Source organism: Tatumella sp. UCD-D_suzukii, from assembly GCF_000611875.2.
In the GTDB taxonomy this organism is placed as follows: domain Bacteria; phylum Pseudomonadota; class Gammaproteobacteria; order Enterobacterales; family Enterobacteriaceae; genus Tatumella; species Tatumella ptyseos.
This window is the reverse complement of sequence record NZ_JFJX01000056.1, coordinates 126303-141347: the sequence shown is the minus strand read 5'-3', so window position 1 is coordinate 141347 and position 15045 is coordinate 126303. Positions and strand designations below refer to the sequence as shown.

Here is a 15045-nt window from a genome sequence, read left to right as displayed (position 1 = left end):
AGATTAACCTGTCTGACAGCATTGCCTCCCTCTGATTTACGGAGCCGGTTTTCCTGAAAGCGAGGGAATATAAATTGAGTACCCGTCCACGCAGACAACATGGCGATGTCACTTCATCCCGGAGAAAAACGGAACCGAGGGTCTCATCCCTGAGACCCTGAAGAACCGCGCTACGCATGCCTGTCACCGGCCGGATTGCAGAGACGGTCAGACGGGGTAACTTAGCTGAAGAGTTGTGAACCGATATATTCACCTTCACGGGGTGCCGGAGGGACAAAAAAGATACCGGAGCCGATATGTGAGATATATTCATTCAACGCATCGGCCGCACCGAGCCGTGTCTGTAACTTTTCAAAGCTGGCCGGGTCTTTTTGATAACTGATAAACAGCAGCCCGGCATCCAGCATGCCCAGTTGATTGATGCCGTCGGTGTAGTTATAGGAGCGACGCAGGATGCGGATCCCCTGATTGTTCTCGTGTGCCGCCAGACTGACATGTGAGGTTACCGGGATCACCGGCGCACCGTCACTGTCCTTTTTGTGAAAGTCAGGCGTATCAAATTCCTTTTCACCACTCAGCGGCGCGCCGGAGACCTTATGACGGCCAAAAACGGCATTCTGATCACTGACACGATCCGTGTCCCAGTTTTCAATATGCATTTTTATTTTACGTACCACCTGATAGGTCCCCTGCTGCTGCCAGGCGGGTCCGCCGTCGTTGATCCAGACAAATTTGTTAAAATCAGTCTGTTCGGTCAGGTTACGGGTACCATCTTTGAAGCCAAACAGGTTACGGGGAGTACTCTGGTTTTTGCCTGCTGATGCACGGCCAAACCCCAGTACCGACCAGCGTGTTTCGGCTGCCCCCGTGGCTTTAGCTATCCGGGCCAGGTTGCGAATGGCGTGATAAGCCACCTGAGGATCATCCGCACAGGCCTGCAATGAGAGATCACCTCCGGTAAACGCCGGTTGCAGATTATCACTCGGTAACTGAACCAGTTCGCGCATCAAAGCCGGCTTTTTCTCTGCCAGTCCGTAGGTTTCCGTGAAAATACCCGGCCCCAGCCCTACGGTAACAGTCAGTGACGCCGGGCCCAGATCCAGGGCTTCACCGGTATCCATTCCGATACCGCTGTTCCGGAGCGGCTCTACCTGACCAATGATTTCCCCGGCCATCATCTGCGCGATAGCCGCTGACCAGCGGGCCAGCAGGATTTGCAGGTCCCGCGGGTTCTGACTGGTCATATCGAACGTCATATACATCACATGACGCTGAGGCGGAGTGGTGACTCCCGCCTGTCCGCCCTGGCCATAAAATGCATGTTGCCGGGAAAGATCAACCTGGTCGTCAGGTTCGGCTTTCGCAACCGCTGCATTGTGTGCCGCTGCCATGCCTGGCATGGCCAGCGCACCCGCCACCGCCCCTTTTAACAGATGACGGCGGGAGACACTGGTCTTGTCACGCTCCGTATTCTGTTTATCTTTCATCACTCACGCGCCTCCGGCTGTGGCCACTTTCTCTGCAATTTTAGACAGCGGTTCCTGCAATGCCTGTACAGCTTTACTCAGTCTGGCCGCATCTGCAGCCTTCACTTCCGCAGTATAGTAACGGTAGCCACCGGCAATTTTACCATCACGGTAGCTGTCCAGCAGTTTGTTCACGTTAGCGAATTGCGCTTCCACCCGACGGGTCAGATCAGGGTCGATTTTATTCAGTCCCGGTTTCAGAAATTCAAACGCCTGTTGTGCACCTTCAACGTTACCGGCGAAGTCCACCAGATCAATGTGACTGAAGGCTTCTTCTTCACCACTGATTTTGTTGCTCTGAACTTCTTCCAGCAGATCGGCTGCACCGTTAGCCAGATCTTCCGGCTTATAGGTCAGCCCTTTGGTCAGGCCATCCAGCCGGGTGACGTTCTGCTGCAGTTCTGCCGCCAGTTTTTTGGTGTTATCGGTGATTTTACCCTCGCCGAACAGATCACGTTCAATGGCGTGGAAACCGTGCCAGCCCACCTTAGGATCCTGGTTAGAAGCGCGCATATCGATCAGATAATCGAGGTTACCGGCGTTATCCGTGGCTTTAAAGCCTGGCAGGACAAAACCACTGACATCCGATTCAATACGTTCATAGAACGGGCGCGCTTTGGCATACTGTGCTTTCGCTTTTTCCAGATCACCGGCATCAATGTCGGCTTTCAGCTGATTAACGGCCACAACCATGGCATCCACCACACCGTTCACGTAGGTCGCATAGCCATCTGTTCCCTGCTTCAGCAGGTCAGCGGTGCTGCCGGTAGCTTTCGCCGCACTTTTACCGGTGACGGTAAAGTTGATCAGTTCCTGCTTCGCCCCAGGGCAATAAATCTGATATTTACCGCCATCCAGCGTCAGGGTGAATTTACCGGCCGGCAGGCCCGGAGCCAGGTTCTCTTTTTCACCGAGGATACGGTTATCACTCAGCAGCTCAATTTCAGTAATGGCGGTCGCCGTCTTGTTAACCACCGTAAACGTGACCGGGCCTGCTTTGGCAAGGGTATGGTCGACCACACAGGTTCCGCCTTCCGCACCGGTTAACGTGATATTGACCTGCGATACACCTTTAGCGACCGGAGCCACAGTACCCGTTGCCGTGGCTTCCAGCGACACCAGCAACAGTGCTGACACAACAGCCGATGCCAGAACTGACTTTTTCTTTTTAAACATGGAGTTGATCATAAAAGGCCCTTTACTTATGTTCAGATAATGAAGGATGGCCGGAATGCGCTATTTCATCGGTCTTGCGTGCATCCGCAAGACGGCGCATGCCAGAACAAATGTAATAACCGCCATCAGTACCAGCATGATCGGTAGCTCGATAGCCAGGAACAGATGATGCTGGTAAGCCTGTGCTGCTTTTTGCAGCGCATTGTCCACCTCGCTTTGCCAGCTCTCCGCCAGTTGCCAGTGACATCCCGTCTGCGGCATCGCTGCGCGCACCGAAAACGTCCGCGGAGATAATAAACCGCCGCCGGAAAGCGTCATCAGAGTGGTTTCCCGCGCGACGGCACGGTAGAGCGCATGACTGGCGGTTTCAGCTTCCAGAGTGCAGTTGACACTCCAGCTGGCGTGATACGGACCAGGATGTTGTACCGGGCTCAGCCCGACAGGAATACGGTTGCCGGACAGCGCCAGCACCTGATCCAGCGTCAGGGTGGCCGGCAGACCCGTGACCGGCGGCTGACTACTGAGGGTCCACTGCTGTAATGTGACCCCCTGCTGCACTGTCATATGCTGCTGATCCGCGGCGAGGGTATAGGTTACGGGTACCTGTTGCCCCGCATTAACCTCCAAACGGTACCCCCCTGCCGGTTGAGGCTGCAGTGTTACCGTCCCCCCTTCCTGCAAGGGTGCGGTGGCAGGCAACCGGATGCTGCTGCCGGGTGTACGCCAGTGCAGAACGGCGGCGGCAACCAGCAGTACGACTGTAGTGACAAAGAGCAACTTACTGAGCCGCTTTGCCCCGGGACGCAGATGACGTGGCCAGAAAACCAGAACCCCCGTCAGCACGATGTAAATCCCCCAGCCGCAGACCTCGAGCAGTCGCGGATCGGTCGGAATACCGAGCACTCCGGTGATTAATGCCGAGCGGACAGATCCCGGCGGGATCAGCGGACTAAGGTTAACGACACGCTGCTGACCGATATTCAGCCAGCCGGCTTCATGGCCACTGCGCAACGCACTGATAATCAGCCCTGCCGCGACCAGGATCAGAAACAACCCGGTATAACGGAAGAAGCGGCCAAGATTAAGCCTGACACCACCGATATAAATGCCCCAGCCAATCGCAACCGCGAGGATCAGCCCCAGTACCGCACCGGTCGCCGCCAGGGATGCTGACTGTGCGACCGAGAAGGTCGCCAGCAGGAAAACACTGGTTTCGAACCCTTCTTTAAGCACCGCCAGAAAAGCCATACCGGCGAGTGCCAGTGCACTGGATTGACGGATAGCGTCGGCGGCTTCACTTTCCAGCTGACGTTTAATCTCATGGGCGTGGTTATTCATCCACATCACCATGCCGGTGACAAAAAAGACAGCCACCAGGCCGATCACGGCTTCCATGGCTTCCTGACTGGCCTGCGGCAGAGCACGCTCTGTCAGGCTGAGGCCGACACCCACCAGCAAGGAGAGGGCAATAGCCAACAGTACGCCGATCCACATGGCGTACAGGCTTTTACCGTTTTTACGTAAGAATGCGGCAATGATGCCGACGATTAAGGCTGCTTCCAGCCCTTCGCGTAATGCTATGACAAGAGTGGCTAACACCAGAGATACCCTGCCCGAACGGAATTAAATGCTAATAGTAATTACTATCATTCTCATACTTAAGTATGAGTAAGTAAACATGAATTAATGATTATTTATGTAAATTTTTATAATCAGGTCTCACCCGGCAGCGACATAATGATGAGCAGAAAAAGAACCTATGGATTTCGTCTTCCATTCCCGGCGGAGACTGCCTGGTGATCAGGCCCCGTGCCACAGGCAATGGCGGCCGGGGGCGGGTTGCTGAATGCTGAGCCTTATTGCCCCCCCTGAAGACACCCTGATTGACTTTCCCAGGGAAAGTTATGACACGGGTGACAGTGAAAGACTCCCGCATCCCGTTGCGGAATAAGTCGTTCTCTGTCGCTACGTAAAAATCATTCTTTTAATACGATCGCACCCATGTCCACAGAGATAGCACTATTTAAAACACGGCTGAATAACAGCGGGATACCATCCTGAAAAAATACATTACATATTTTCAGGTGAGCAATGATTACTACAGACGGTAACAGCGCGGTCGCGGCAGTCGCGTTTAAATGCAGTGAAATTATTGGTATTTACCCGATCACCCCAAGTTCTGCGATGGCGGAGCAGGCAGATGCCTGGTCCGGCAACGGTAAACGTAATCTCTGGGGAGATATTCCGCGGGTGGTGGAGATGCAATCCGAAGCCGGAGCCATCGGCACCGTCCATGGCGCATTACAGACCGGCGGGCTGGCGACATCCTTTACGTCCTCTCAGGGATTATTACTGATGATCCCCACCCTGTATAAACTGGGCGGTCAGCTGATGCCTTTTGTATTGCATGTCGCGGCCAGAACGGTGGCCACGCATGCGCTCTCCATCTTTGGTGACCATTCAGATGTCATGGCGGTCAGGCAAACCGGTTGCGCTATGCTGTGTGCCGGCAGTGTGCAGGAAGCACAGGATTTTGCCATTATCTCGCATGCCGCAACGCTGAAGAGCCGGGTGCCGTTTATCCACTTTTTCGACGGCTTCCGGACGTCTCATGAGCTGAACAAGATCATCCCGCTGAGCGATGAAACGCTGAAGCTTCTGCTGCCGCAACAGGCGATAGATGAACATCGGGCCAGAGGCCTCAGCCCTGAGCGGCCGGTGATCCGCGGGACATCCGCCAACCCGGACACCTTCTTTCAGTCCCGTGAAGCCACCAACCCCTGGTATGACGCCGTCTGCGGGCATGTGGAAGAAACCATGCAGCAGTTTGCCTCACTTACCGGCCGCCACTACGCGCCCTTCGATTATTATGGTCATCCGCAGGCGGAACGGGTCATCATCATCATGGGCTCGGCAGGCGGTACCTGTGAAGAGGTCACCGACCTGTTACTGAGCCGGGGAGAGAAGGTCGGTGTGCTGAAAGTCCGCTTATATCGTCCCTTCTCTGCCGCACATCTGCTGGCAAAACTGCCTCAGAGTGTGCGCACGATTGCCGTGCTGGACAGGACGAAAGAGCCGGGTGCACCGGCAGAGCCTCTTTGTCTGGATGTTATCAGCGCGCTGGCAGATGCGGTCAGCCGTGGTGAACGCCAGGCACTGCCCCGCATTTCCGGAGGCCGCTATGGACTGTCCTCTAAAGAATTTGACCCGGAATGCGTACTGGCTATCTTCAGTGAACTGGAAAAAGAGTCCCCGAAACCCCGTTTTACCGTCGGCATTTATGATGATGTCACCCGTCTTTCACTGCCATTACCTGAAAAACGTCCGCCTTCGCTGGCGCAGATGGAAGCGCTATTCTACGGGCTGGGCAGTGACGGTAGTGTCTCTGCCACCAAAAATAATATCCGAATTATCGGCGAAAATACTGACAGTTATGCCCAGGGGTATTTTGTTTATGACTCCAAAAAAGCCGGCGGGCTGACCGTTTCTCATTTACGGGTCAGTGAGCATCCTATCCGTTCAGCGTATCTGATCCGTCAGGCCGGTTTTGTCGGCTGCCATCAGCCCCAGTTTCTGGATAAATATCCGATGGCGGAGCACCTCAGCCCCGGCGGGATCTTTCTTTTGAACACACCGCATCCCCCGGAAAGCGTCTGGCAGACCCTGCCCCGGGAAGTTCAGAGTGTGCTGAACGAAAGACAGGCCAGGTTCTTTACCATTAATGCAGCGAAAATAGCCCGGCAGTGCGGGCTGGGGGCGCGTATTAATACGGTCATGCAGATGGCATTTTTCAGTCTGACCCGGGTTATCCCGCAGGAACAGGCCAGCCAGGCTCTGGAAGCGGCACTTGAACGCAGTTATCGCAGCAAAGGACAGGAACTGGTCGAAAAAAACTGGCAGGCACTCGCTCTGGCGCGGGGCTCGTTGCATGAAATTCCGTTGCAGCCGGTCTCTGACGCAAGCAGGCCACGTCCGCCGGTGGTCTCTGATGCCGCGCCGGACTTTGTCAAAACCGTGACTGCCGCCATGCTTGCCGGTATGGGTGATAAACTGCCGGTTTCCGCCCTGCCCCCCGACGGTACCTGGCCTTCCGGCACAACGCAGTGGGAAAAACGGAACATTGCCAGCGACATTCCCATCTGGAAGCCAGACCTCTGTACTCAGTGTAATCACTGCGTCGCTGCCTGCCCTCATGCGGCGATCAGGGCCAAAGTGGTCGCACCGGAAGCGCTGGATGAGGCCCCGGTCTCCCTGCAATCACTGGATGTTAAGTCCCGGGATATGCGTGGCCGGAAATATATTCTGCAGGTGGCCCCGGAGGACTGCACCGGCTGTAATCTCTGCGTGGAGGTGTGTCCGGCTAAAGATCGCCAGCAACCGGAGATTAAAGCCATCAATATGCGCTCGCACCTTGAACATGCTGAAGAAGAAAAAACAAACTTTGATTTCTTCCTGCAACTGCCGGAAATGCAGAGCCAGCAACTGGAGCGGATTGATATACGCACATCACAGTTACTGACGCCGTTGATGGAATATTCCGGAGCCTGTTCCGGGTGTGGCGAAACCCCTTATATCAAGTTGTTAACGCAATTGTGGGGCGATCGGCTATTGATTGCCAACGCAACCGGCTGCTCATCGATTTACGGCGGTAACCTGCCTTCCACTCCCTATACAACAGACCGTCACGGACGCGGGCCGGCCTGGGCTAACTCGTTGTTTGAGGATAACGCAGAATTTGGTCTGGGATTCAGACTGACGACCGATCACCGTAAAAACCGGGTGTTACGGTTACTCGACCAGTGCCGTGAGTTGATCCCGGAGACATTATTTGCCGCACTGCAGCAACCGGCGGAAACAGAACAACGGCGCGAGCAGATAACCGCACTGCAGGCAGCACTCAACGGGGTGCAGGATCCGCTGGCAGCAGAACTGCAACGGGATGCGGATGCACTGGTGGATAAGTCTGTCTGGCTTATCGGCGGAGATGGCTGGGCCTATGATATCGGTTATGGCGGGCTGGACCATGTGCTCAGCATGGATGAGAACGTCAACGTGCTGGTACTGGATACGCAGTGTTATTCCAATACCGGCGGGCAGGCGTCAAAAGCGACACCGCTGGGTGCGGTGACGAAGTTCGGAGAGCACGGCAAGCGTAAGGCCCGCAAGGATCTCGGGGTCAATATTATGATGTACGGACATGTGTATGTGGCTCAGATTTCGCTGGGAGCCCAGCTTAATCAGACAGTCAAAGCCCTACAGGAAGCAGAGGCCTATCCGGGACCGTCTCTGGTTATCGCTTACAGTCCCTGCGAGGAGCACGGCTATGATTTGGCACTGAGCCATGACCAGATGCGTCAGCTGACAGCCACCGGCTTCTGGCCCCTGTACCGCTTCGACCCGCGTCGCAGTGAAAGCGGTAAGCCGCCACTGAGCCTGGACTCACGTCCTCCGTCAGATGCACTGGCAGAAACGCTGGGCCATGAGCAGCGGTTCCGGCGCCTCAATCAGCAGCAGCCGGAAGTCGCTGAACAGCTCTGGAAAGACGCGGCAGAAGATTTACAAAGACGTTATGATTTTCTGGCAACACTTGCTGAGAAATAGCGCCGGACTGCTATTGTCTAAGACGGCTTCCGGTCACCGAAGCCGTCGCGGAAACCCCACGCATATCAGCGACGTCCGCCGCTGATATGCCAAAGCCGGCCTTCCGTGCCGGCGCTATCCCCGGAGCAGCCTTATTTCCGCCCGCACGGATAAAAAAGCTGCTATCGCTGCCATTTCCTGCTAAATTACTGGTTATATAACCAGTCATCGGGTGTAGTGATCATGTTTGTGGAATTAGTATACGATAAGCGCAATGTCGAAGGTTTAGAGAACGCGAAAGAGATTATTCTGGAAGAACTGACCCGCCGGGTTCATAAAATTTTTCCGGAGGCCAGCGTGCGGGTCAAGCCGATGCAGGCAAATGGCCTCAACAGTGATGCCAGCAAAAGTGATCGTGAAAAGCTGAACCGTATGCTGGAAGAGATGTTCGAAGAATCTGATATGTGGCTGGTCAGCGACTATTAGTCGCCCCCGCCTGCCATCAGAGGAGGTTTTCTTCATCCCCTGCCACGATCTCCCGCTTTCCGGCGGGCTGGTAGTTATGCCGCCCGCCCTGTTCTGTGTACAACGATATCAATGAAATCATCCGCAAGGGTGATACTGAGAAACCAACGGTAACAGGCTGAATAATGAGACGATTTGAAGGAAAACGCATACTGATCACGGGGGGGACCAATGGCATGGGATTAGCGGGTGCCTTGCGTATAGTGAAAGAAGGCGGTCAGGTCGCGATTACCGGACTTCATCAGCAACGTTTACAACAGGCTAAGAAAATCCTCCCGGACACATCACTGATACTCAAAAATGATGCCGGATGCGAAGCTGATAGTTCAGCGCTTAGAGATTCGATTCTTCAATGGGGAATGCTTGACGGACTATGGCTGAATGCCGGATTTGCAGAAATTGGCTCTCCTGAGTCAGTTACCGCAGAGACATTTAACCGTATGATGAATACCAACGTGCGGGGGCCGATGTTACAACTCTCAGCCTTATCAGGCTCCCTGAATACTCATAGTTCAGTTCTGGTGACCTCATCGTCTTCTGTTTACGAAGGTGCAGCCATGACGAGTTTGTACGCTGCCACTAAAGGCGCGGTAATCGCTATGGTTAAAAGCTGGGCCTCCGCGCTTGCAGAGCGCCAGATCAGAGCCAATACGTTAGTCCCTGGTCCAATCGAAACCAACTTCAGACACTTTTTACCTGAAGAATCGCGTCAGAATTTTGAAAGTTCAGTGGTCAGCCAGGTCCCCCTGGGCCGGATTGGCACTGCAGAAGAAGCTGCCGCCGTTGCGTTGTTTCTTCTCTCTGACGATTCATCCTTCGTGACAGGAAGTCAGTACGCCGTGGACGGAGGGTTAATTCATTACTAATGAAGACTCCCGGAGTAAGGCTTATGTCTCTCACCTAAGTCTCCGTTCCACGCTCCGTAAAAACGTCCTGACCGGGGGCAACCTGAATGTCAGAGAGTGAATTAAACAGAAGATCATACCGGCGGGAGGTCATTTTTCTTCGCCGATCTCACCTGAACCAACGCTGAGAAAATATGCCCCTGAAATACATTTATCTGCCCCTGTCTCTGTTAATAACCGCCTTTTGTCTGCCGGTCATTGCCTCCCCCCGCCTTGCCCCGGAGCAGGCAAAACTGGCTGAACAACAATTGCATGCGCGGGTCGGCTTTGCAGAGCTTGATCTTGCCACCGGCGCGCTCCGTGAAAGTTATCGTTCCGGGGAACGCTTCCCGATGATGAGCACTTATAAAGTCCTGCTATGCGGCGCGGTATTAGCCCGTATCGATTCCGGGCGGGAGCAGCCAGAACGTCGCATAATGTATCGTCAGCAGGATCTGGAAAAGTATTCCCCTGTCACGAAGCAGTATCTCAATGAGGGGATGACTATTGCCGGATTATGCGATGCCGCCATCACGATGAGTGACAACACGGCGGCTAATTTACTGCTCTCCTCTATCGGAGGACCGCAGGCGTTAACCCGGTTTTTACGCCAGACAGGCGACCCGATGACCCGGCTTGATCGTCAGGAGCCGGAGTTAAACGAAGCCCTGCCAGGCGACCCGCGCGATACAACGACACCAGAGGCCATGGCTCGAACACTGCGCAACCTGTTAAGCGGTAAAATACTGACCGCAGCCTCACAACAACAGTTACTGCACTGGATGATAGCGGATCAGGTCGCCGGGCCGCTTCTGCGTAAGGTACTTCCTGCGGGCTGGTTTATTGCGGATAAATCAGGAGCTGGTGAACATGGCTCACGCGGCATCATCGCGGTAACGGGACCTGCCGGGAAACCGTCACATATCGTGGTCATCTACATCACAGATAATGATGCAAGCATGGACGTACTGAACAGACAAATTGCCGGTATAGGGGCTGCGATGTTCAGCGACCTGACCGGGAGACCGGAAAAAACGACAAAGCCATAATATAAAAAAACACCGGTGAGAACCGGTGTTTCAGAGAGTCAGATCAGTTACTTACGGTCAATGGAGTATTTACCAGGGCCGGTCAGTGCCAGTGCCAGGAAGCCCCCCGCAATGCTGATATTTTTATAGAAGTTAATCATCGCCATATACTGATCCATCCCGGTCATATGCCAATACTGGTGCCCCATCAGGCCGGTGATCACCGTATAAACAGCCAGCACAATCGCCAGCGGGCGGGTATAGAAACCGGCAATGATCAGGATACCAAAGCCCAGCTCAACGATAACGGCAATTGCTGCGGCCACTGCCGGTAACGGAGCACCGACAGAAGTCATATACCCGATGGTGCCTGTGAAACCGGTCAGTTTTTCCCAGCCGAACAGCACAAACAGAACCATTAACAGAATACGGACTAATAACAGCAGACCGTTACGATATTTTTCTAATGACAGATATTGCATAGTATGACCCTCGCCTTAAAAGTGCTTATTCCCCCGACTAACCGGTATGGAAAGTCTGTGCATAAGCATTAATATTCTGATTAATAATATTTTTATGACAGCGCCCGGTACCCGGTGGTAGCGGAAACTATCGGTTAATGCGCTTTCAATTTTAAACCGCACCCGTGACCTGAACGATTATGCCAGCGAAACGTAAGTTACCCTGTCTCGGTGATCTGCCACACGCTAACTCACCCGGCCTGATCTTGACTCTTTATGAGCCGGAAATTATTGCATTCCTCTGCCTTGCCAGCGGAATGTCGTCATAGTACATCAACTAAATTGAGTATCAATATCCGTAAAAAAGACAGACTGTCCCCATACAGTGGACAATCATCCTCAGAAGCGTCTTAATTTTTGCAGAAGACAGCATTTTTCTGTCATAGCACAGGGAAAGTAAGGAGTTAACCTGCTGTTTTTATTAAAATCAGGATCGTGATCGGTTGATACGGGAATACCATGATAACGGTACACTCTGTCTGTGAGACAGTCGGCGTTCATTCATTTTTTTTGAACAACTAAAGCAAAACTTTGCCTGATTATTTATATGGCGGGCATTGGCTGAAGCCATTCTGTCGTAGCAGGAGGCCATCAGGGGCCCTCTGTCTCTGACGGCAGGGGGAAAAGCTGCTCGCTGATAAAAGTAAGTAATGCGCGGATCACCGGGTTGTGCTGGCGATGCTGAGGGTACAGTGCATTCAGCGTTAATCCCGGCGGGGTAAAATCCGTAAGAATGCTGATCAGCCTGCCCTGCCGGATAGCTTCCCCGACCACAAAATGCGGTAGCAGCGCGATCCCCAAACTGGCTTCGGCGGACTCTCGTATCACTTCCCCGTTATTACTGGTCACCGGGCCACTGACAGGGACAGGATAACGTTGCCCGGCAACGGTCAGTTCCCAGCCTTGTTGTCCTTCCCGGCCATACCGCAGGCATTGATGTTGCAGCAGATCATCCGGATGTTGCGGAACACCGGCAGACTGCAGGTAAGACGGACTGGCACAGAGAACCATCGGCAGAACATCCAGTTGACGCGCGATCAGACCTGAATCAGCCAGAGCACCAATTCTGAACGCTAAATCAACCCCTTCCCCCACCAGGTCAACGAACCGGTCATTCACTTCGATAGCCAGGGTCACCTCCGGGTGTTGCTGCTGAAACCGGGAAAGTAACGGCGCAACATGACGCAGACCAAAAATATGGGGAAGACTTATCTTAAAACTGCCCATCAGCCGGGTCTGGCGCAGGGAGATCGCTTCTTCTGTTTGTCTGACTTCATCAAGGATCCGGCTGGCATGGCGGAAGAAAACCTGACCGACATCAGTGACCGATAAGCGGCGGGTATTCCGGACCAGTAAACGTGTTGCCAGCCGGGTTTCTAATGCAGCGACGCGGCGACTGACAAATTGTTTGGAAAGCATCAGCCGTTCAGCGGCTGCAGTAAAACTACCGGTGTTGACCACCATAATAAAAATACGCATATCTTCAAGAGTCATAAAAAAGATTCCGGTAAGCTTTAATGCCGCCTGCCTGCAGACGGATCCCTGACGGCAGTTTATCATTTACAGGCCCGTATCCTCCTGCTCAGTTGAGGATTTCTGTATTGGCATGAAACGGTTGCACTCGTCAGGACAGGCGGATATGTTAAATCAGAATGATGACAAACCGGGAACAGGCATGGAACAGAATATTAATATTTTCGGGCAGCCGACAGGCCCCGCGCTGGAAAACTGGCAGGCACGTACTTTTCCCGGTCCGGTTACACTGACCGGACAATACTGCCGTCTGGAACCGCTAAATGCCGGGCAGCACACCGACCACCTTTATCAGGCTTTTCATCCGGCCACCGGTAATCCGGCTTTCTGGACCTACCTGTCCGTCGGGCCTTTCGATGATCCTCAGAGTTTCAGTGCGTTTATCCGTACAGCCGTCGCCAGCCGTGACCCGCTTTATTTTGCTGTCGTGGATCTGCGCTCTGAGCGGGCCGTCGGCCTGCTTTCTCTGATGCGTACAGATGTCAGAAACGGGGTGACTGAAGTGGGCCATGTGATGTTTTCACCGTCTTTACAGCGGACCATTTTATCCACCGAAGCCCAGTTCCTGCTGATGCAGTATGTGTTTTCAGCACTTAAGTATCGTCGTTATGAATGGAAATGTGACAGTCTGAATGCCCCCTCCCGTAATGCAGCCTTACGGTTAGGTTTTCAGTTTGAAGGCATTTTTCGTCAGGCGGTGGTGTACAAGGGACGCTCCCGCGATACGGCCTGGTTTTCGGTCATCGACAGCGACTGGCCGAGACTGAATACAGCCTTTCAGCGCTGGTTATCTGCAGATAATTTCAATGCACAAGGGGAACAACTGTGCCGGTTACAGCAAATGATCCGACAAGCGCAAGCGGCAGCTGAGCCGCGTGGTTAGCCGTCTGTCGTTTTTCCGCCAGCCTGAGACGTCGTCACAATGACCATTCCCGGAGATAATCCCCTTCCTGGTCGGCCGATCGCCCTGCCCTCAGGACAGTTCCTGACACAGGGAGTATGCAGCGAGGTCTTTCCCCTGCTGGCCTGTGTGACATTCGATGTTGCTCACTACCATTTCCGGGAGTTTGAGAGATATGCGATCCCCTGTCCGCAGGCTGTCCGTCTTGCCGCCCCGAAGCGTCAGGCGGAATATCTTGCCAGCCGATGGCTGGCCGGGACTGTTTTTTCCCGTTACGGGATCTCTGATTTTATACTGACCAATAATGCGGATCGTTCCCCCCGCTGGCCCGCAGGATTCACCGGTTCTTTATCCCATAGTGCCGGGACGGCTTTTCTGCTGGCTGATAACCAGGGCCGTCTGACAGGAAATGATGTAGAGCAATGGGTCAGTCACACCACTGCCGATGAAATTACCGGCTTATTAATGAATGAACAGGAAAAATCGCTGCTGAAATCCTGCTCTCTGCCCTGGCCTGTGGCTGTGACGGTGCTTTTTTCGCTGAAAGAGAGCCTGTATAAAGCCCTGTGGCCCATCGTTGGTCGGTATATCGATTTCCTGCAGGCAGAAATTACGGTGTTTGACCCGAACACCGGTCACGCTTCCCTGCGTCTGAGGGAGACCCTGGGGGAAACACTGCCTCAGGGGCGCCACTTTCCGGCAAGATTTCTGCGAACAGAGACACAGGTTTTTAGCTGGATAGTGACCGCCTAGTCTGTTACCCGGCACAGCGGAACGTCATATTGTAGCGATATCCACCGGTCAGCGGGTGGAAGCCGGGTTTCACCGGCGCGATACCATGAAAACGTAATCTGGAGCGTCCTCCCCAGACAACGACATCTCCATGTTCCAGCAGTACCCGCGTCAGGGCATCCGACCGTTCAAAACCGCCGAACTGAAACACTGCGGGTAATCCGAGAGAAACGGAAACGATAGGCTGGCGTAAATCCTTCTCATCTTTGTCCTGATGCAGTGTGAGTTTACTGCCCGGCGCATACCTGTTCATCAGGCACGAGTCCGGCAAAAAACCGCTAAAGCCTGCATTGCCTGCAGCCCGGACAGCAAACTGCTTCAGTTCTGCCGGTAAACTGACCGGCGTCACAGGCATACTTTCCGGATAACCGCCCCGTGAACCACAGTGGGTCATCGCCACCGACATCCGGAACCCGCCCGGCGTGATCCGATGCTGAAACGGACGCAGCGAAGCCACCTGCATAATGTGGCGGAATAACCACTGAGCATCGTCTCTGGCATAACGACGCAGGATCATTGCATCTTCTGCCAGCACCTCCTGCCAGGGGGTTTCACCTTCAAACAGATCCAGCATCAGGT

The 15045-nt window shown here is 53.9% G+C and carries 12 protein-coding genes; 6 read left to right on the top strand and 6 right to left on the bottom strand.

Annotation, left to right across the window (positions count from 1 at the left end; translation table 11 throughout):
- Positions 1-221: 221 nt before the first annotated feature.
- From efeB to efeU, 3 genes are read right to left on the bottom strand one after another with little or no spacing between them, the layout of a single operon-like run.
- Positions 222-1487 carry an iron uptake transporter deferrochelatase/peroxidase subunit gene (gene efeB / locus CG67_RS12965; RefSeq protein ID WP_025903371.1) on the bottom strand — a complete coding sequence of 422 codons (1266 nt, stop codon included), beginning with the start codon at positions 1485-1487 and terminating at the stop codon, positions 222-224.
- 3 nt (positions 1488-1490) lie between these two features.
- Complete coding sequence (efeO, locus tag CG67_RS12960) at positions 1491-2714, bottom strand: iron uptake system protein EfeO (RefSeq protein WP_025903370.1); 1224 nt, start codon at positions 2712-2714, stop codon at positions 1491-1493.
- 48 nt (positions 2715-2762) lie between these two features.
- Positions 2763-4301, bottom strand: a complete 1539-nt coding sequence (gene efeU, locus CG67_RS12955; RefSeq protein WP_025903369.1) for an iron uptake transporter permease EfeU — start codon at positions 4299-4301, stop codon at positions 2763-2765.
- A gap of 492 nt (positions 4302-4793) precedes the next feature.
- Between efeU and nifJ the strand changes: the two genes are divergently transcribed.
- From nifJ to bla, 4 genes are all read left to right on the top strand, one after another.
- Positions 4794-8303: a pyruvate:ferredoxin (flavodoxin) oxidoreductase gene (gene nifJ, locus CG67_RS12950; RefSeq protein ID WP_038024803.1), complete on the top strand. Its 3510-nt coding sequence runs from the start codon at positions 4794-4796 to the stop codon at positions 8301-8303.
- A 222-nt stretch (positions 8304-8525) separates the two neighbouring features.
- On the top strand, positions 8526-8768 hold the full coding sequence (locus CG67_RS12940) for a DinI family protein (RefSeq protein ID WP_025903367.1): 243 nt from the start codon (positions 8526-8528) through the stop codon (positions 8766-8768).
- A 164-nt stretch (positions 8769-8932) separates the two neighbouring features.
- Entirely contained in the window at positions 8933-9673 is a 741-nt protein-coding gene (locus CG67_RS12935) for an SDR family oxidoreductase (protein ID WP_025903366.1), read from the top strand.
- Positions 9674-9846: 173 nt separating this feature from the next.
- Positions 9847-10740, top strand: coding sequence for a class A beta-lactamase (gene bla, locus CG67_RS12930; protein ID WP_025903365.1), 894 nt, complete (start codon positions 9847-9849; stop codon positions 10738-10740).
- A 47-nt stretch (positions 10741-10787) separates the two neighbouring features.
- Here the strand turns inward: bla and CG67_RS12925 are convergent, their stop codons facing one another.
- Positions 10788-11201, bottom strand: coding sequence for a DoxX family protein (locus CG67_RS12925; RefSeq protein ID WP_025903364.1), 414 nt, complete (start codon positions 11199-11201; stop codon positions 10788-10790).
- A gap of 630 nt (positions 11202-11831) precedes the next feature.
- Positions 11832-12734, bottom strand: a complete 903-nt coding sequence (locus CG67_RS12920; protein ID WP_025903363.1) for a LysR family transcriptional regulator — start codon at positions 12732-12734, stop codon at positions 11832-11834.
- Between the two features lie 145 nt (positions 12735-12879).
- On the opposite strand from CG67_RS12920, the gene CG67_RS12915 reads away from it, so the two are divergent.
- On the top strand, positions 12880-13656 hold the full coding sequence (locus tag CG67_RS12915) for a GNAT family protein (RefSeq protein WP_338116808.1): 777 nt from the start codon (positions 12880-12882) through the stop codon (positions 13654-13656).
- A gap of 39 nt (positions 13657-13695) precedes the next feature.
- Complete coding sequence (locus CG67_RS12910) at positions 13696-14427, top strand: 4'-phosphopantetheinyl transferase (protein ID WP_025903361.1); 732 nt, start codon at positions 13696-13698, stop codon at positions 14425-14427.
- Positions 14428-14431: 4 nt separating this feature from the next.
- On the opposite strand, the gene alkB is transcribed toward CG67_RS12910, so the two are convergent.
- A complete protein-coding gene (alkB, locus tag CG67_RS12905; protein ID WP_025903360.1) occupies positions 14432-15040 on the bottom strand; it encodes a DNA oxidative demethylase AlkB in 609 nt (202 codons plus the stop codon).
- Positions 15041-15045 lie beyond the last annotated feature (5 nt).